Raw genomic sequence first — 18,079 nt, forward strand, 5'->3', positions numbered from 1 at the left:
GAGAGTCTGATTGTAATGTAAAGTCCGGATATACAGAGCAATCAGACAAAATCAGAGAAAAAAACAGAATTAGATATCATACGGTTAGCCATATTGAGATTCTAAGTGCGATGAAGATGAGGAGCAAAGAAATTCGATGGAAGAAAAAAAGTATTTGAAATGGTATAACAAAATTGGATACGGATCAGGTGATATTGCAGGTAATGTAGTCTATGCGTTCCTGACATCTTTTATGATGGTCTATCTGACGGACTCAGTAGGACTTGCTGCAGGTGTCGTGGGTACCCTGATTGCCGCATCAAAACTATTTGATGGTTTTACGGATATATTTTTTGGATCAATGATTGACAAAACACACAGTAAAATGGGAAAAGCGAAACCCTGGATGCTATACGGATATATTGGTTGTGCCATTACGCTGGTCGGCTGCTTTGCAGTACCGGTCAGCTTGGGAACAACGGCTAAATATGCATGGTTCTTTATTTCTTATACACTGTTAAATGGTGTGTTTTATACAGCAAACAATATTGCTTATTCAGCACTCACGTCACTGATTACAAAGAACAGCAAAGAGCGTGTACAGATGGGATCTTACCGTTTTATTTTTGCATTTTCAACAAGTCTTCTGATTCAGGCGATTACAGTTGGATTTGTAGATAAATGTGGTGGAGATGCTGCGGCATGGAGAACGGTTGCTATTATCTATGCAATCATTGGTCTGGTCGTAAATACGATTTCAGCACTTTCTGTTAAGGAACTTCCGGAGGAAGAACTTAATGAAGGAGAAGTAAAGAATGATAATGAAAAGTATGGAATGGTACAGGCATTCAAGCTTCTTGTTAAAAACAAATATTACATGATGATTTGTGGAACATATATTTTACAACAGTTATATGGTGCCATGATTGGAGCTGGCATTTATTACATGACATGGGTACTGAAAAATAAGAATTTGTTTGGACAATTTGCATGGGCAGTAAATATTCCACTGATTATTGCCCTGATTTTCACACCGACATTAGTTGGTAAGTGGAAAGGTATGTACAAACTGAACTTAAGAGGTTACGTCTTAGCAGTCATCGGTAGAGCACTTGTTGTTGTTGCCGGATATATGGGCAGTGTTCCGCTGATGATGGCATTTACAGCTCTTGCAGCCTTAGGACAGGGACCATGGCAGGGAGATATGAATGCAGTTATTGCATCCTGCTCGGAATACACTTATCTTACACAGGGAAAGAGAATTGACGGTACGATGTATTCTTGTACATCTCTTGGTGTAAAGATCGGTGGAGGTATTGGAACAGCTGTTGTTGGATGGATGCTTGAGTTCAGCGGATATGTTGGAACAAATGCAACTCAGCCACAGTCCGCACTTGATATGATGCAGTTTATGTATCTGTGGCTTCCGTTAATCTTTGATGTATTGATTATGTTTGTACTTTCAAGAATGAATGTAGAAGATGCAAATAAAAAACTGAAAGCAGAAAAAGAAATTACTGCAGATGAAGTAACAGATGCATCAGACATGAATTAGAATCAACAGGAAAAAGCGTTGTCTGGTTGGTGTTCGATGAGACAGTGCTTTTTTCTTTATATAAAGTGATAGAACTGTCTTTTGAAAATAAAAAAGGACCACTTCATTTTTGTGAAATGGTCTTAGAAAAAATGTTCTGTTTTCACAAAATAGTCCTTTTAGTATTTATACATGGTATGGATGTTCAAAATATTCAGCGTAGAATACTAAAAGGTCATTCAGATATTTTTTAAGATTGCTCATTTGTAATTCCTCCTTTCCTTATTTACAAGTTTATTATAAGATAGGTGTAAAAGGATTGCTTGCCAAATCGAAAGAAGATATAGACAAATGTTGCAAAGGGGAGTATTTCATGCAGTTAAAATATGTTGACACAAAAGAGGAGATCATAGCAATAAATAGGAAATCAAAACATATTGAACCACATCTTCATAATGCACTGGAGATCGTTTGTGTAACAAATGGAGCATTAGAACTTGGTGTCGGACAGGAACTATACCATATGGAAAAAAGAGATATAGGCTTTGTATTTCCAGATGTTATTCATCACTACCAGGTACTGACACCTGGTGTAAATAAAGCGACTTATCTGATCGCATCGCCATTTACGATTGGTAAATTTGCAGATATCATGCAATCCATGGCTCCTGAATATCCAGTCATCAAAGCGGAAAAGGTTGAACCAGAGGTATATAGGGTTATCAATGCGATTTTAGAGACAGAGCAGTCGGATATTACTATTGCACAGGCATATCTTCAAATTGTGTTGGCACGCTGCATAGGAAAATTAAATTTGGTAGAAAAGAGTAATGTGGGGAGCAACGATCTTATTTACCAGACAGTTTCCTATATATCAGCAAATTTCAAGAAGAAGTTTTCGCTGGAAGAGATGGCAAAAGACCTGGGCGTGAGCAAATATGTTTTATCCAGACTCTTTTCCAAAACATTCCATAGAAACTTTAATCAATATCTTAACGATGCAAGGTTGAACTATGCATGTCATCGCTTGGAAAATACGAGCGATTCTATTACAAATATTTGTCTGGATAGTGGATTTGAAAGCCAGAGAACGTTTAATCGGGTATTTAAGGAAAGATACAAAATATCGCCGAGTGACTATCGGAGTACATGTGTGAAGGATATGCTGTCATAAAATGTTCTGCAGATAGAAAAATTTACTTTGATTTCACGCCGTTATGCATTTGATTTTGTGCATGGATGATACAATGTTAAAATGGTCGTAGAAAACAGAGTTTTCTGAAGTGAAAGAACAAGGCATACTCTAAAGAGAAAGAAAGGCAGGACATATATGAATATGGGAAAATCAGTAATTGATTTTAATGAGAAAAAAGGATTTATCTGTGATATGGATGGTGTGATTTATCATGGCAATCAGATATTGCCAGGTGTTCCAGAATTCATCCAGTGGTTGCATGATGAAAAGAAAGAATATTTATTTTTGACAAATAATAGTGGATATACACCACGGGAATTAAATCAGAAACTAGCAAGGATGGGACTTGATGTGCCAGAAGAACATTTTTATACCAGTGCATTGGCAACAGCTGCATTTTTAAAAGAACAGGCGGCAGGCTGTTCGGCATTTGTGATAGGAGAAGCCGGTCTGTTAAATGCACTTTATGATGTAGGTATCACAATGAATGATGTAAATCCGGATTATGTTGTTGTGGGAGAAGGACGATCATATTCGTTGGATACATTAACAAAAGCAACGAATTTAGTTCTGAAAGGTGCAAAGCTGATCGGAGCAAACTCAGATGTTTCCGGACCGATTGAGAACGGCATTGCTCCTGCTTGTCGTGCATTGGTTGCACCTATAGAAATGGCAACAGGTACACAGGCATATTTCTGCGGAAAACCGAATCCACTAATGATGCGAACGGGATTAAATATGCTTGGATGTCACTCAGCAGAAGCAGTAATGGTTGGGGATCGCATGGATACAGATGTGATTTCAGGTATGGAAAGTGGTATGTCTACAGTACTGGTTCTCTCAGGATGTTCAACGAAGGATACACTTAAAACTTATGCGTATCGTCCAACTATGGTTTTGAACGGTGTGGGGGATATTGCTGCGATGGCAAAGGCAAAAGCAGAGTAATATTGAATTATTAGAATTGTATTAGACTATATGTGAGAGAAGTCAAACTAAAATAATCAATTAGATGAAAGCGGGAAAAAGGCGGTGGATTGATTTCACTGTCTTTTTCTGATTTAAAAGTGAAGAAACATAAGAGAAGGACTGCAAATGGAAAAAGTATTAATTGCTGCGGATGAGGTGGAAAAGTGGAAACATCTTTATGAAGGGTTGAAACACAAATGGGTATGTACGATGGTTGATTTTGAGGTATTTGAAAAATTTCATGCAATAGCTGTTTATGACGCAGTATTAATGCTTCTGAGAAAAGATAATGGATTGTTAGGAAAGTTGATATGGGAAGTCAGACAGTACAGCAGAGCTCCAATTATTGTAGTAGTGCCGGGAATCCATACAATAAAGAAATATATTGAATGGGGTGCGGATCTTGTATTTCCGCATCCATCTGTCAGTCTGATTAATATTTATTTGTATTCTTTACTCAGGCGTTCTGATATTACATGGAATATTGGAAAAGAAAAGGAACGAAAAGATATTATCCGAAGAGGGAAGCTTTTAATCGATTGGCGTTACCACGCTGCTTTTTGGGAAGATCATCAGCTGAAAGATTTGAATGGACGGGAGATTGCCTTCCTTTACTTACTTGCAGATGCACCAAAACAAGTAGTGAAACATGAAATTATTTTTGAACGATTGTGGAGGGAAGCTTATAGAGCAGATTCTGCCAATATGATTTGGTGCTTTGTACGCAGACTGAGAAAAAAGCTGGAAAAGTCCGATCCGGAAGCTGTAAAGATGATTCAGAGTATACGGAAGGTAGGTTACTATTTGGATATAGGCTAATATTAAATGGAATATGCTAAAGGTAGATTATCGGATCTGTTTTAGCAGAAAGTGTGCAGAAGAGCATTGACAAGAAAAGCTATGGAGATTTGGTGATGGTAACTGTAAAAGTGGAAAAGAATCATTCTGGGACGTATGAGCTGTCTGAAACCGAAAGAAGCAAGCTGGAGACAGCAATGTTTCCAACAGAATAACTGAATATCGAAGAAGTGGACTGCCGGGGGTAAAATCCTGGCAGTTTTTATATCAAAGTATGCAAGAAAAGCCGCCAGTGGCAGGTTCTCTGTATGAAGGCTCTGAAGATGATTTAGAGAATGTGAGATAATTCCGAAGGGACGAAAGAAGGTGAGAAAGTATTTGGATATTAACGGACTCAGAAGAAATGTCGAAAGATGTCGGATAATGCGAAAAATGACTGTTAAGTGACTGGTATATAACACGGTTTTGACAGCCTTTTTTTATATACTTTTCTTTGTGGTGTTTTAAGAAGAGGTATAACAAGGAGAAGAATTATATTTGCATCAAAGAAAGTGCTTAAGACAACAAAATGGGAATAAAAAGCAAAGTGTTGTGATCGAACTGGTTGCAGCACTTTTTTATTCGACATTTTTCGAGAATTGTGGGACACCACATATTCGGTCACCGCCATGCTCCGATTTGATTTCTATACGAAAAATCAGATCGGAGGAAAGATAAATGACTTATAACAAGACAAGTGAAGAACGAAAGTGGAATTATTGGAAAGAACAGGAAGAAAAGAAACTGCGTGAACTGGGAATGGAAGAAGAGAAGATCCAAAAGCTGCGTCAGATGGACCGGGAAGATTTTCTGGAAGAGCGCAGATACCGGGAACATCTGGGTGAAACGATGCAGGATATGGATTCCATAAAAGAAAAGGACAGCGAGCTGTTTGCAAGGGATGTAAAGGAGCTTCTGGATCACATAGGTGATAAGCGAATCTATGAACTATTGAAGGAAACGGAGCATCAGACATTGGAAATCCTCTTACTCAGTACGTGGGGATATTCGGGAAGAGAAGTTGCTAAGATTATGGGAATGGCAGAACAGACGATTTATACCAAAAGAAACCGTTTGAGAAAAAAATTAAAAAATTTATCAAAAATTGAATAATTATGGCGCTTTTCGTCGGCTATTTAATAGGCAGGTAAATTTTGCCAGTGTACTTTGACAATCTCATACCAGCATTACAGGTACGTTCCCGTAAGTAGAAGCGTGGCAGGAAGACGCGAGGACAGATGAAAAGGGCATGGAAGAAATCAGACCAGAAAGTGAGAGATGGAGTTCTTTTGTGGCGTTTTTGTTTCGAGCGAATCATCTTTAACTGAAACAAAGACCGTGGCGGTCTTTTGCGAGGATCACTTACGAGGGGATAATGATACATAGGAACTGCCAGTGAGCAGAGGATGGACTTTGGGTTGTAATCAGCAAGACTTTTAGAAAATCCGTGAGCGGTGCGATGCCAAGCATCCGCCTGTAATGTTCCCGTAAGGCAAAGGGGGGAGTCGAGGACAAATACAATGCCAAAAATCAAAAGTATAAGAAATCAAGGAAGAATGTGTCGTTGATATCAGATACATGCGGCTGTAGGGAGTATTCCTTTACAGCCGTATTGATGTGGTATCAGCAGACATATCAGGTAACAAACTATGTATTACAGAAAAGAGTATTTGAAAAGAGCACATCGGGAAATTGATACGATCTTCCGGGTGCTGTTCCCGGAACATGGGATGGCAGTAAGGGAAGAACAGATTCTGTTATGCCATGAAATGCTGGATAACCTGCTGGGAAGAAATATAGCACTGTGTGACGCAGGTGTCGGTATCGGGAAAACGTATGCCTATCTGGTGGCCTGTGTTCTGATGAGAAAGTATTCTCTTCTTGCAGACGGATATTCCCCATACGAACAGCGTCCGGTTGTGATATCTACTTCCAGCATTGCACTCCAGAAAGCAATTCTTACGGAATATATCCCTTTTCTCTCTCGGATTCTTCAGGAGAACGGGACAATTCAGGCGCCGATCAAAGCAGTCATCCGCAAAGGGAAAGAGCATTTTGTCTGTGATGAGAGATTAGAGCAACGAATCGTTGCAATCAAAGAGAAAAATAAAAATGCATTGCAGAAAGAAGCACTGCTGTCTCTGAAAGAACACTACGATATGGATGAAGTGTCCGGATTAAGTGGATTTGACAGAAGGATGGTAAGCGTACCAAAGTTCTGTTCAAGGGAATGCCCGAAAAAAGGTTCCTGCAGGTATCAGCAGTATCTGGAACATTCCAGAGATGATGAAATGTTCATTCAGATCTGCAATCATAATTATCTGCTGGCAGATGGCTACCACAGACTGCAGGATTACCGCCCGTTACTAAAAGACTACCGGGCATTGATCGTAGACGAAGCACACAAACTGCCGGATGCGGCAAAGCAGATGTTCGGGAAGAGCCTGTGTTATGATGATATCCGGGAGATCTGTTTTTATCTTGGGAAAGAATATCAGGGACTGGAGATAAGAAAACTGTCCGGGACGATCCGGATGGTGCTGGATGTGATAGGAGAAAACCACAGAACCAGATACGGGGTAAAAGAAGAATTTTACATGACAGAAGAGTGTGACATGTATTTATATGAAGGGATACAGACCATGAATAAGATCATAGAAAAATTAGAAAAGAAGATTCCGAAGTGGATCAGAAACAAGCTGGAAGAAACCAGAAGTGTGCTGGAATGCTTTTTCCATCAGGATAAGAAGTATGTGCTACATTTGAAACAGGATCGGGAACATCGGATCATATTGTGTGCCTCCAGCAGACGGATTCCACAGTATCTTGACCAGATGTTGTGGAGCAGAGGAATGGGAGCAATCCTGACAAGCGGAACATTAAAAACCGGACAGGGATTTGCCCATATCCGGAAGATGATAGGATTACAGAAAGTGCAGAGGGTACGTGAATATGTGGCAGACTCTCCATTTGAATATCAGAGGAACTGTCTGTTATATCTGCCAAAAGATCTGAAAAAGTGCAGAAGGGGAAGTCAGGAAGAAGCAGAGATGATAGCGGACCATATCCATTCGTTAATCTGTTCGACTTACGGACATACACTGGTGCTGTTCACATCCTATCACTTGATGGGAAATGTATATCAGATGTTGCGGGATGAGATCCCTTTCCCGATGATCGAGGTGTGGAGACATTCCCCGGAAGAAATCACGAGATTTAAACAGACAGACAATGCGGTTCTTTTCGCAGCTGGATCCTGCTGGGAAGGAGTAGACTTTCCCGGAGATATGGTATCTTCGTTAATTATTGTAAAGTTGCCGTTCGCTGTTCCAGATCCCATCAGTGAGGCTCAGAAGAAAGAATATGATTGTCTGAAAGATTACATTCAGGCAGTGGTCGTTCCAGATATGCAGAAAAAACTAAGGCAGGGGTTCGGACGTGCGCTCCGCACAGAGACAGACACCTGTGTTGTGACCATCTTAGATGAGCGTGCAGGAGAAGACGGAAGATATCATGAGGAAGTGATGTGTGCACTTCCGAAGTGTAAGATGGCAGAAGACATCAAGGATGTTCAGCGTTTTATCAGAAACCGGAAGGGTGTGGAATATTACCTGTAAATGCCCGTGGTTTTGCTACAATAACAGCGAGTTTACGACGAAATGTTTGGTGGTATTTCTGGGGTGTTTTCGGTGGAATTGGTGGTATTGCTGAATAGCTATTTGAACATGAAGTGGGTATACTGTGTATAGCGTTAGAGATTTAGAAGGAAGGTACTAATATGGCAAAATATATCGTAGAAATGCAGATGGATAAACAAGAAAAATTTTATTTTATTCGAGAAAACGAAAGCGGAGATATTGTATATTTACCTTCTAAATATCTAATGCATAAGAAAAGGTCAAAGATATCACCGAATACCATACAAAGAAGTGCCTTTGCATTATCTTATTATTTGAATTTTCTGGATGAAAAGCAACTTTGTTTGGATGATATTTATCAAATGAAATATATTGAACAGCATGAACATTTTACAGATTTCCTGATTTGGTTAAAAGCTGGTATGCATAGCAGGGAAGATTATTTAAAACTTCCTAATAATGAGACATGCAATGCATATTTAAAAGAAGTATTTAGATTTTATACCTTTATGGAGCAGGAAAACAAGCATTCGGAAAGCTTGAAGGTATTATCAGATACGCAAATGATTGTGCGAAATTCCATCGGTATCAGAAAAGTATTGAATAGGAAGAGTTTTCGAGGATATTTAAAAGAAAAAGGACATCAAGGAAAAACCATTGAGCAGGACAAGATTGTAGTGTTGTTGCAAGAATGTGCAAACAGCCGCGATCAGGTTCTGCTTTTATTATTAGCAGAAACAGGCTTTAGAATAGGGGAACTCTTAGGTGTACGATACGCAGAGGATATAGACTATGAGAAACATATAATATATGTCAACTTTCGAGATGATAATGAGAATGGGGCAAGAGCTAAAAACGCAGAACTTCGAAGAGCCAAAATCAGCGACGCAACATTTGATATTTTAATGTTTTATATTGAAGACTATAAGGAACTGATTATAGGACAGGAATATTTATTTATTAATGTCTCAGGTGATTACGTTGGAAAGCCTTTTAAGGGAAGTGGAGTATATGCCATGTTACGCAGATTGGAGAGAAAGACGGGAATTAAAGCATCTCCACATATGCTCCGGCATTATTTTGCAAATGCAAGACGAAAAGATGGATGGAAATTAGAAATGATTAGTCAAGCACTCGGGCATCGGAATATCGAAACGACTATGAAATATCTGAATATAACAGAGGATGAACTAATAGAAGTCAGTGATGCTTTTTATAACAGGCATCAAGCAATGTATGGTGTTCAGAATTTGTTATAAAAAAGAGGAGGCGATCAAGTGTCTGCAATTCGATTGCTGCAAGCAGAACGCAAGGAAGAGATACAGCATCTTCACAGGCAGTTTATGTCAGGCGGAATATTGCAGAGAGAATTATGGGAAGAAGCAGAGAAATTCCTTATCCAAAGAGAAATCTATGATGTGATTTTAGCAGAAGAACAAGATTTGCGGGAATACAAACAAACTTTGTTGGATAGTGGGAATTATACGAAAAAGCAGGTGAAAGAGCAGTCATCCGCATTACGGAAGATACAGAAGTATTGGATAGAAACAGAATATGGAGAGCTACTCTTAGAAATCCGAGAAAGCCAAGTGTCAGATGAGGCATTGAAGGGAAACATCAAACGGTTTCTAATCCGGCAGGGAATACATCATATCAAAGAGATTGATTATACGGTACGAAGCCGTTATGAAGCAGAACTGAAAAAAATGTGGGATGAAGCGAGTGTGATGAGATATTTAAAGGTTTTCGATCATATCAAGCAGTATAGTATCCAAAAAGAAATAGAAAGTCTGCCGGGAAGAATCGAACACCGGAGGAAATATCAAGCACAGGTTGTATTCCTGCCATACTTACCAGATTTGGAGTTGGTTAAGGATTTTGAATATGTCCGAGATAAACAGGAACTGGTGTGGGATTTTTTTAGAAGAGCATCTGAAAAATTAAAAAAGCAGGTTTTTCTACTATTGAATTATATTCTAGATAATTTGTATCGAGACGATCCCAAAGAGAGAAGAGTTCGCTATTTATTGCCATTACACTGGTTATATGATTTTTGTGTGGAGGAAGAGATTGATGATCTGGAAGGATTGGAATTAGAACAGATCCAACGATTTGAGAAAATCGTGGAACAGAAAGTGGTCAATGTGAAAAACTCTATGCAGATTATTGACAATAGTCGGAAAATCTTATTTTTAACAGCACCAGAAATTCATTGGCATGCCAATGTGTGGTATATGGAACGCTTTCACCTGTCAGAAGATCGGCTTAACCCAAGCAATCCAGTACAGCGATTGAGTTTTATAGAAGTGACTAACAAAAAGAATCGAGAATTGTTACAGGAATATGCCAAATATCATGTTGGAATTGGTGGACTGACGATAGCAAATATCCGAGGACAACTATATGAGGTAAAAAGACTTCTGGAATATTTTAAGGAAGAAGAATCCATTTGTCAGGTAGATGAAAATCAATTGGATGACTATTTTAGGAAACTGGAAGAAAAGGATACCAAAGATGATACATTCAATAAAAGAATTGTGCATTATATAAAATTTTATCAGTTTTTAAATGTCCGAGGATATATGAAGGAGATACCCTTTAAACCGGAGTATTACCTGAAAAAGACATATCCAGAGCATCATGACAGAACGGTGGAAGAAAAAGTTTATATGGAAATCCTGCATAAGCTGTATGCATTTCCGCTAGTTCCAAGATTGATATTTTTACACTTGTGGTGTACTGGATTGAGAATCAGCGAAGTGTGTACGTTAAAAGGGGATGCATATTACTGGGATGGAGAAGATGCATGGTTGAAAGTCTATCAGATCAAGATGAAGGCAGATAAAATGATACCAATACCGCTTGTGATGTATAGAATCATGCGTAAGTATATTGAGCGTGAACACATTCGTCCGAAAGATTATATCTTTAAAGGGAAGGATGGTGGAGCGTACCGGGGAACAACATTCCGACAAGAGTTTCAGCAATACTGTGATAAGAATGGAATTGCAGATGGCAGTTATATCTTCAAAACCCATGACTATAGGCATACGCTGGCCACCCAATTTTATGATGAGGATGTTTCTATACAGACAATCCGAGATTATTTAGGACATTTTTCCGAAGAGATGACAAAACAGTATGTAGACTTCATGCCAAAGAGAATTGAAAAAGCAAGTGATACTTACTTTAAGAAACCGGAAAATGACTTGGCTTCTACCATTAAAGCTAAGAAGCGTGGTGAAAGAAAATGAAAAAAAGAATTTACATATATGAGCTGGACTGCTACAAGGTAGCATCCGAAGAGCAGATTCAGAGAATGCGTATCAGCCCGGAACGGTATTTTAATCTGGAAGGATTGCCATCAGAAGAACTTGCCGAAAAGTTGGAAGAATTTATATGGGAAAGAGGAAAAATGCTCGCACCGTCCAGCATGGCAAGTGAAGTGACCTATTATAATAATATTCGGGAATTTCTGATTGATCGGAAAATACAAAGCCTTGATGCCAGAGAAGAAGAAAAAATCATCCGTATGTTAAAAGGATGGATGCTGGAACGAGGATATGCTTTATCAAGCAAAAAATATCGGCCTGCATATGACAAAATAGGAATTGAAAGTCCTAGCATTGTAAGGCATATGAAAAAAATCTTGAAGTTTCTGGAAGAAGAGGATGGCAGGGATGAGCAGGAAAAAGATATCTGGACTCTTAAAAACTTCGATTTTCCTATTTATAGAAATCCAATCAAGAATACGGAAACGATTAACTTTACTAAAATTGTACAGCCAGATATTCGGGAAGAAGTAAAAAAAGTAATTTTTATGCATTTAAAATATTCCCCTTTAGGAACGATTCATAGTGAAATAGCTGCAGTAAAGCGGTTCTCAAAATTTCTTAAAAGAAAATATTTGGACATTCAATCGCTGCAGGATCTGGAACGGATGCATATAGAAGAGTATCTGATATATCTTCAGACGGAAGCACATGACCGGAAAAATTATAGATCTGACCTATATGCACTACGAAGGGTAATAGAAGATGTTGGGAATTTATATGAACGACAGTACATGAGCGAATTATTTCTGAGTAATGATTTCCCAAGTACACCAAGGCATGTATTCAAATTTTACTCAGATGCGGAAATCAAAAGATTAAACGAACACATTTTCAAAATGGATGAGCAGATATGTAGGGCACTGATTATCCATCAATTACTGGGAACGAGGATTTCAGATACGCTGACCTTAAAGACAGACAGCCTAAGCATGCGGAATAATCGATATTTTATAAGGATTGATCAGGTGAAGTCAGTCACCTATGAAAAAGCCATCAGTGAAGAAGTGGCACAACTGATTATGAAAGCAATTGATTATACAAAGGAACGGTATGGAGAAACAACTTACATTTTTGCAAAAAAAGATGATCCAACTAGGCCTTATCAATATAGCATGATTCAAAATCAGATTATGACAATGATCCGCCAGGAAGATATCCGGGATGATAATGGAGAGTTTCTGAAGTTTGGAACCCATATTTTCCGACATTGTTATGGAAAGAAATTGACAGAAATGCATGTGGATGACTGGATGATAGCTAAGCTACTGGGGCATACCTCCATATATTCGGTACATCATTATCGAAAAATTGGCAATAAACTGATGGCAGATGAAACGAGAGCTGCAAGAGAAAAAATGGACATGATCCTATTAGATATCATAGAAGGATGGGATGATTATGAAATATGATAAGATGGTAGCGATTACGCAGGCTGAGAGTCAGAGGAAGATGAATATTGCAAAAAATACAATATCTGATATGCTTAAAAATATGGAAAGAATTACCGTAGCAGAGCTGGTAAAAAGAACTGGGCTTTCTAGAGGATTTTTTTATAAAAATGAGCTTATCAGAAGAGAAATGGATGACGCAATACATAGACAGGAAGCAATTTTTAAGAATAGACATCCGGTTGCAATGGACAGAAAACTTGAAAATTCAGTAATTGAGTTGAAAATTGAATTGTTAAAAGCCAAAGCAGAGAACGAGAAATTAGCAGAACAAAATCAGGAATTGAAAAGAAAAAATGAACTGTTGCAGCAAGAACTAGAGAAATTGAATAAACGGGTCAGTAGGAAAGAAATTTCTGTTCTAAAAAAATTGTGAGAATGGTGTGGTACAAGTTTTTTGAGAGGACGATAATCTATGAAATACGATAAAATGGTCGAATGTAGTTTGGAACGTAGCAAACAGAAGGTAGAAACCGCAAAACGGGAAATTCAAGAAATGTTGGAATCAAAAGAAAAAATAACAGTTGCTGCATTGATTCAAAAAACAGGCTTTTCTAAAGGATTTTTTTATCGAAATGAAGAAATGCGCAGGGTGGTAAATGAAGCTATGCATCAACAGAGCGTAACGTATAATCCGAAACAGATTATTATTGATATGGCTATGGAAAGAACTTTAGTTAATGCAAAAACGACTATACAGGAATTGAAACTAAAAATAAAAAAATTGGAAAAAGAAAATGCAGAGTTGCGAGAAGAATTGGCAAGGGTAAGAAAAATATCTAAAGTATAAAAGGAAAAATTAAATATTTGAATTTGAATGATTCAAGGCAGAATGTACAGTAAAAAGCAAGTACATTCTGTCTTGTTTTGTATAGATATGAATAAATAAAAATACTGGCTACAAAATGCACACAACATACAAAAAGTGCAAAAAACAAAGAAAATAGACGAATGATACGTTTTGGTCTATATGGTTAAATCCAGTGTTTATAAGGCTTTTGAGGCATGAAAAAGACAGGGGCTAAATTTATCGTTGTGCTGATCGGTCTGGTTTTAATTTTCAAATCACAGCTGACCAGTCTGGTAGAGACGATTTTCGAGAAGATCACCAGCGAAAGTTCGGGAATATAGGAGGATAGAATGATGGTGTCAGGTGCAAAAAAAGGAGAAGTGACAGCCTATCTTAGCCTGATATTTATTCTGTTTATATCATTTGTCGGGGGCATTATGGAAAGTGCCTCCGTACAGATGGCAAAAAATTACAGGCGTGCGGATATGAACCGGGCAATGGAGTCCGTATTTGCAGAGTATCAAAAAGAACTTCTGGATGAATATGAGATTTTTGCATTGGAAGCAACTTATGAAACAGGGACGTATGGCGAAAGAAATATAAAGAAACGGCTGGAATTTTATGGGGCTGAAGGAATGGAACAGTCTGTGAAACGGCTCAGCCTTTTGACGGATCATGGCGGACAGCCTTTTCTTGAACAGGTGGCGGTTTATATGGAAGAGAAGTATGGAATGGATAAAGTGAAAGACCTGACAGGAAAAAGCGCAGACTGGAAAACACAGGAAGAAGAAGCGGGAAAATACGAAGAAAATGAGAAGAAACAGCAGGGAGAACTGGATCAGTTATTAGAAGAAAATGAAGGAGAACTTCCAGAGAAAGATAATCCGATTACCCATGTAGCAGGTCTTAAAAAGTCGTCTCTTCCGGAATTGGTGATGCCGAAAGGAAAAGAAGTATCTGACAAGCAGATGAACCTGGCGGACACACTGGAATACAGAGGAAAAAGAGAAGGTTATGGTGACTTCTCGGATGTATCGGAAGGAATTGGAAAATTAGATCATCTGCTTTTGGGAGAATATCTGATGGAACATTTCCCTGATGCAACAAAAGCAGGACAGAAAGGAGACCTGCTGGATTACCAGTTGGAGTATTTTCTGGAAGGAAAAGGAAGCGACCGGGAGAATCTGGAAGCTGTTGTAAAGAAACTGCTGATGTTACGTTTTGTTCCTAATTATATATATTTGCAGGGAAATGCTGCAAAAAAAGCAGAAGCGAAGGCGATGGCATTATCGCTTTGTGCGGTTCTTGCAGTTCCGGCGGTAACAGAGGCGGCAGCGCAGGTAATTCTTCTTGCATGGGCGTATGGAGAGTCGCTTGTAGATATACGAAGCCTGCTGGGAGGAGGGAAGATACCGCTTGTCAAATCAGATGAAAACTGGCAGTTATCTCTGGCGGGATTGTTGAAATTAGGTGAAGACGGAGATTTGAATGATGGAAAAGACTGCAAAGAAGGACTGGGATACCGGGACTATGTGCGCATGTTGTTATTTCTCACGAGTAAGGAGAAATTAGGACTTCGTGCACTGGATATGATCGAAGGTACATTGCGGGGGCGGTTCGGACTTGTTTTCTTCCGTGCAGACCAGTGCATCAGCAAGATAGAAATGAAAAGTACCTGTAAACTGCGGCGTGGGATTACTTATCAGTTTCCAACTTACTATGGATATCGCTAGGGGTGAAGACAGATGCTCTTTCGGACAAATAAAGAAAAACTTTTCATAGAACGAAGAAAGGAGAAGGATTCGTGCCATGATAAAAAATTATAAACTCCCCTTAAGACCTATCGAACGGACATCGTCTGAAAGAGTATCTGTCTTCACCTCTCGAAAAGGAAGTATCACAGTTGAGGCGGCTATAGCAGTGCCGATATTTTTCCTTGCAGTAGTCTGTCTTTTGTATTTGATGGAGATGATGGCAGTGCAGACGGCAGTGCGAAGTGGACTGCAGTACGCAGGAAAAAGGGCAGCGCAGGAATATGCCATAAAATCTTTTATGCAGACGAAGCAATTGGAAAAGGAAGTGGTTGAAGGAATCGGTGCTGAGCGGTTAGAGAGAAGTATTGTGGAAGGTGGCAGTGCAGGAATCGACTGCAGTCATTCGCAGATGTCAATACGGACAGGAATTGCGAATCTACAGGCGGAATACAGGATTCGTGTTCCAATTCCGATGTTTTCCATCCCTACGATTACATGTGGTGTGGAATTAAAGATCAAGGTGTGGACTGGTTATGAAAAAGAAGGATTTGGAAATCAGCAGAAAGAAACGGTATATATCACAGAAACAGGAATGGTTTACCACAGGGATTATCACTGTGCTTATCTGGATCTGACGATTAAGAGTGTGTCAAATGAACAACTGGATACTCTGCGCAACAGCAGTGGTGGAAAGTATCATCCTTGCGAGCACTGTCATCCGGCAAATGCAGGATCGGTATTTATTACCAATTATGGAAACCGGTATCACAGTTCTGTCTTGTGCAGTGGACTAAAGCGTACAGTATATGCCATTCCGGTGTCGGAGGCAGCAGGAAAAGGAGTGTGTTCAAAATGTGGAAAATAAGTCAGATGGTCTGCCTTGGGATTCTGGCAGGTATGTCTGTTACGGATTTATTATATCGGAAAGTGTCTGGAGAGCTTCTTGCGGCAGTGGGAATTGGAGCAGTCATTTTTCAGATATGCTATGGAAAATGTAATGTCTGGATTCTTGGCGGTGGAATTGCAGTCGGATTATGCTTCCTTGTGATCAGCAGACTGACAGGTGAAGGAATAGGATATGGAGACAGCATCATGATTCTGTTGCTTGGAATTTATCTGGGAATCTGGAAATTGCTGATTGTACTCTCTGGTGCATTTTTTCTTCTCGCACTGGCTGCGGTCGTGTTACTTAGTTATTACAGTATCCGGGGAAAGGGTATGGCGCAAGGAACTGTGGGGATGAAGAGAATATCCCGTAAATATGCACTTCCCTTTTATCCATTTCTGACATGTGGATATATATTGTATCTGGTCAGTTGGAAATAGAGCTGGGAGAAGACAAAGCTGAGAGGAGGCAGAAGTGTGAAAAGAAGAAAATTATCAGGAAGCATGACTGTAGAGATGTCTTTCTTAATGCCGATGATATTATTTCTGATCATGGGGTGTATTTTGGCGGTTTTTTACTATCATGATAAAAATATTCTCGGTGCGGCAGCATATGAGACAGCAGTGGTCGGAAGTACAAAAGCAAGGGAAAAAGATGGCGTAGAAACAGGAAAATTACAGGCATTATACAGAGAGCGGATAAGAAAAAAATGCGTTTTATTTCCAACGGGTCGAGCAAATGTAACCGTCGGAAAAGAAGAAATAGAAGTGACGGTAACTGCGAAAAAAGGAAAATTCAAAGTAGCGGTCCGAAAATGTGCTGCCGTTACAGAACCGGAAAGGAAGATTCGGGAGAAAAAGAAACTGGAGGAATTGGCAAATGGAGCGAAAAATAACAATTGAGGAAGAGACAGAATACAAAGAAGATTATCAGATGCGTATGCTGATGAGTAATGAAATTATAGGAATATTGCCGGTGAGAGGTAGAGGATTTAACGGGCGAAGCTGCTATGATTATAATGTGAGCGGCAAGATTTCTATGCGGGCAATGTATGAGCGAAATGAAATCAGTGCGAAAGACATAAAAATATTTCTGGAATGTTTAAGTATGGCGCTTGAGGAAGTGCAAAAATATCTGTTGGACATTCATTGTATATTATTAAACCCGGAATATATTTTTTATGAGGAGGAGCAGTTTTATTTCTGCTATTATCCACCGAAGACATCGGAATTATGGAAAGACCTGCATGAATTGACGGAGTATTTTGTCAAACATGCAGATTATCAGGATGAGGAAAGTGTACAGACGATCTTTTTTCTGCATAGAGAGACGATGGAAGAAAATTACAGCCTGGATAAGATTATGACAAAGATTCTCTATCAGGAGGATGAGCGAAAAGAAACCAGAGAGAATGAGGACAGAGAGATACAGAAAAAGGAGGTGCAAAACAGGAGGAATTTGTGGGAAAAAGAGGAAGTGCGGTATGATACGAGAGAACATGACTGGATCGCAGAGCAGGAGATGGGAAGCCTGATCATGGAAGAGACGGAGAATCTGTGGACACCGGTAAGGCGTTTCCTTAGAAAACACAAGAAGCCACGCTGGGGTGAATGGGATGATCTTCATATTGAAGAGGAAGAATTATAGATACAATTATGGATGGAATTGTAAAAGAAATTTTGATTTTTATATGTAATATATGCTATACTCAAGA

The 18,079-nt window shown here is 39.1% G+C and carries 17 protein-coding genes and 1 pseudogene; all 18 read left to right on the top strand.

Features of this window, described 5'->3' with window-relative positions; genetic code table 11:
- Positions 1-136 precede the first annotated feature (136 nt).
- The 18 genes and pseudogenes from DXC04_RS03525 to DXC04_RS03610 all read left to right on the top strand — a co-directional run bounded on the left by DXC04_RS03525 (position 137) and on the right by DXC04_RS03610 (position 18,012).
- Positions 137-1,534 carry an MFS transporter gene (locus DXC04_RS03525; protein ID WP_118659960.1) on the top strand — a complete coding sequence of 466 codons (1,398 nt, stop codon included), beginning with the start codon at positions 137-139 and terminating at the stop codon, positions 1,532-1,534.
- Positions 1,535-1,886: 352 nt separating this feature from the next.
- A complete protein-coding gene (locus DXC04_RS03535; RefSeq protein ID WP_118659964.1) occupies positions 1,887-2,687 on the top strand; it encodes an AraC family transcriptional regulator in 801 nt (266 codons plus the stop codon).
- Between the two features lie 156 nt (positions 2,688-2,843).
- On the top strand, positions 2,844-3,656 hold the full coding sequence (locus DXC04_RS03540) for an HAD-IIA family hydrolase (RefSeq protein WP_118659966.1): 813 nt from the start codon (positions 2,844-2,846) through the stop codon (positions 3,654-3,656).
- 147 nt (positions 3,657-3,803) lie between these two features.
- Positions 3,804-4,496 carry a winged helix-turn-helix domain-containing protein gene (locus DXC04_RS03545; protein ID WP_118659968.1) on the top strand — a complete coding sequence of 231 codons (693 nt, stop codon included), beginning with the start codon at positions 3,804-3,806 and terminating at the stop codon, positions 4,494-4,496.
- Positions 4,497-4,549: 53 nt separating this feature from the next.
- Positions 4,550-4,690 (top strand): hypothetical protein, encoded by a 141-nt coding sequence (locus DXC04_RS15485; RefSeq protein ID WP_158580426.1) that lies wholly within the window; start codon positions 4,550-4,552, stop codon positions 4,688-4,690.
- Positions 4,691-5,192: 502 nt separating this feature from the next.
- Positions 5,193-5,627 (top strand): helix-turn-helix transcriptional regulator, encoded by a 435-nt coding sequence (locus DXC04_RS03550; RefSeq protein WP_118659970.1) that lies wholly within the window; start codon positions 5,193-5,195, stop codon positions 5,625-5,627.
- 536 nt (positions 5,628-6,163) lie between these two features.
- Positions 6,164-8,131 carry an ATP-dependent DNA helicase gene (locus DXC04_RS03555; protein ID WP_118659972.1) on the top strand — a complete coding sequence of 656 codons (1,968 nt, stop codon included), beginning with the start codon at positions 6,164-6,166 and terminating at the stop codon, positions 8,129-8,131.
- A gap of 161 nt (positions 8,132-8,292) precedes the next feature.
- Entirely contained in the window at positions 8,293-9,411 is a 1,119-nt protein-coding gene (locus DXC04_RS03560; protein WP_117559407.1) for a tyrosine-type recombinase/integrase, read from the top strand.
- Between the two features lie 18 nt (positions 9,412-9,429).
- Positions 9,430-11,406 carry a tyrosine-type recombinase/integrase gene (locus DXC04_RS03565; protein WP_117739179.1) on the top strand — a complete coding sequence of 659 codons (1,977 nt, stop codon included), beginning with the start codon at positions 9,430-9,432 and terminating at the stop codon, positions 11,404-11,406.
- Complete coding sequence (locus DXC04_RS03570) at positions 11,403-12,896, top strand: tyrosine-type recombinase/integrase (protein ID WP_118659973.1); 1,494 nt, start codon at positions 11,403-11,405, stop codon at positions 12,894-12,896. The genes DXC04_RS03565 and DXC04_RS03570 overlap by 4 nt, the downstream gene beginning before the upstream one ends.
- The gene (locus DXC04_RS03575; RefSeq protein ID WP_226969289.1) at positions 12,886-13,311 is read left to right on the top strand and encodes a DUF6262 family protein; all 426 of its coding nucleotides are present in this window, start codon (positions 12,886-12,888) and stop codon (positions 13,309-13,311) included. Before DXC04_RS03570 ends, DXC04_RS03575 begins: the two co-directional genes overlap by 11 nt.
- A 39-nt stretch (positions 13,312-13,350) precedes the next feature.
- Positions 13,351-13,725, top strand: a complete 375-nt coding sequence (locus DXC04_RS03580; RefSeq protein WP_029730553.1) for a DUF6262 family protein — start codon at positions 13,351-13,353, stop codon at positions 13,723-13,725.
- Between the two features lie 239 nt (positions 13,726-13,964).
- Positions 13,965-14,066 (top strand): annotated as a pseudogene (locus DXC04_RS03585) (Flp1 family type IVb pilin); the annotation flags it as partial.
- A gap of 9 nt (positions 14,067-14,075) precedes the next feature.
- Positions 14,076-15,458, top strand: coding sequence for a DUF5702 domain-containing protein (locus DXC04_RS03590; protein WP_243112090.1), 1,383 nt, complete (start codon positions 14,076-14,078; stop codon positions 15,456-15,458).
- Between the two features lie 76 nt (positions 15,459-15,534).
- The gene (locus DXC04_RS03595) at positions 15,535-16,344 is read left to right on the top strand and encodes a TadE/TadG family type IV pilus assembly protein (RefSeq protein ID WP_118659977.1); all 810 of its coding nucleotides are present in this window, start codon (positions 15,535-15,537) and stop codon (positions 16,342-16,344) included.
- Positions 16,332-16,805 (top strand): prepilin peptidase, encoded by a 474-nt coding sequence (locus DXC04_RS03600; protein WP_243112091.1) that lies wholly within the window; start codon positions 16,332-16,334, stop codon positions 16,803-16,805. The genes DXC04_RS03595 and DXC04_RS03600 overlap by 13 nt, the downstream gene beginning before the upstream one ends.
- A gap of 36 nt (positions 16,806-16,841) precedes the next feature.
- On the top strand, positions 16,842-17,267 hold the full coding sequence (locus DXC04_RS03605) for a TadE family protein (protein ID WP_226976880.1): 426 nt from the start codon (positions 16,842-16,844) through the stop codon (positions 17,265-17,267).
- Positions 17,245-18,012, top strand: a complete 768-nt coding sequence (locus DXC04_RS03610) for a DUF6382 domain-containing protein (RefSeq protein WP_117537452.1) — start codon at positions 17,245-17,247, stop codon at positions 18,010-18,012. The genes DXC04_RS03605 and DXC04_RS03610 overlap by 23 nt, the downstream gene beginning before the upstream one ends.
- Positions 18,013-18,079: the final 67 nt, after the last annotated feature.

Source organism: Dorea sp. OM07-5 (assembly GCF_003481355.1).
In the GTDB taxonomy this organism is placed as follows: Bacteria; Bacillota; Clostridia; order Lachnospirales; family Lachnospiraceae; genus Dorea_D; species Dorea_D hominis.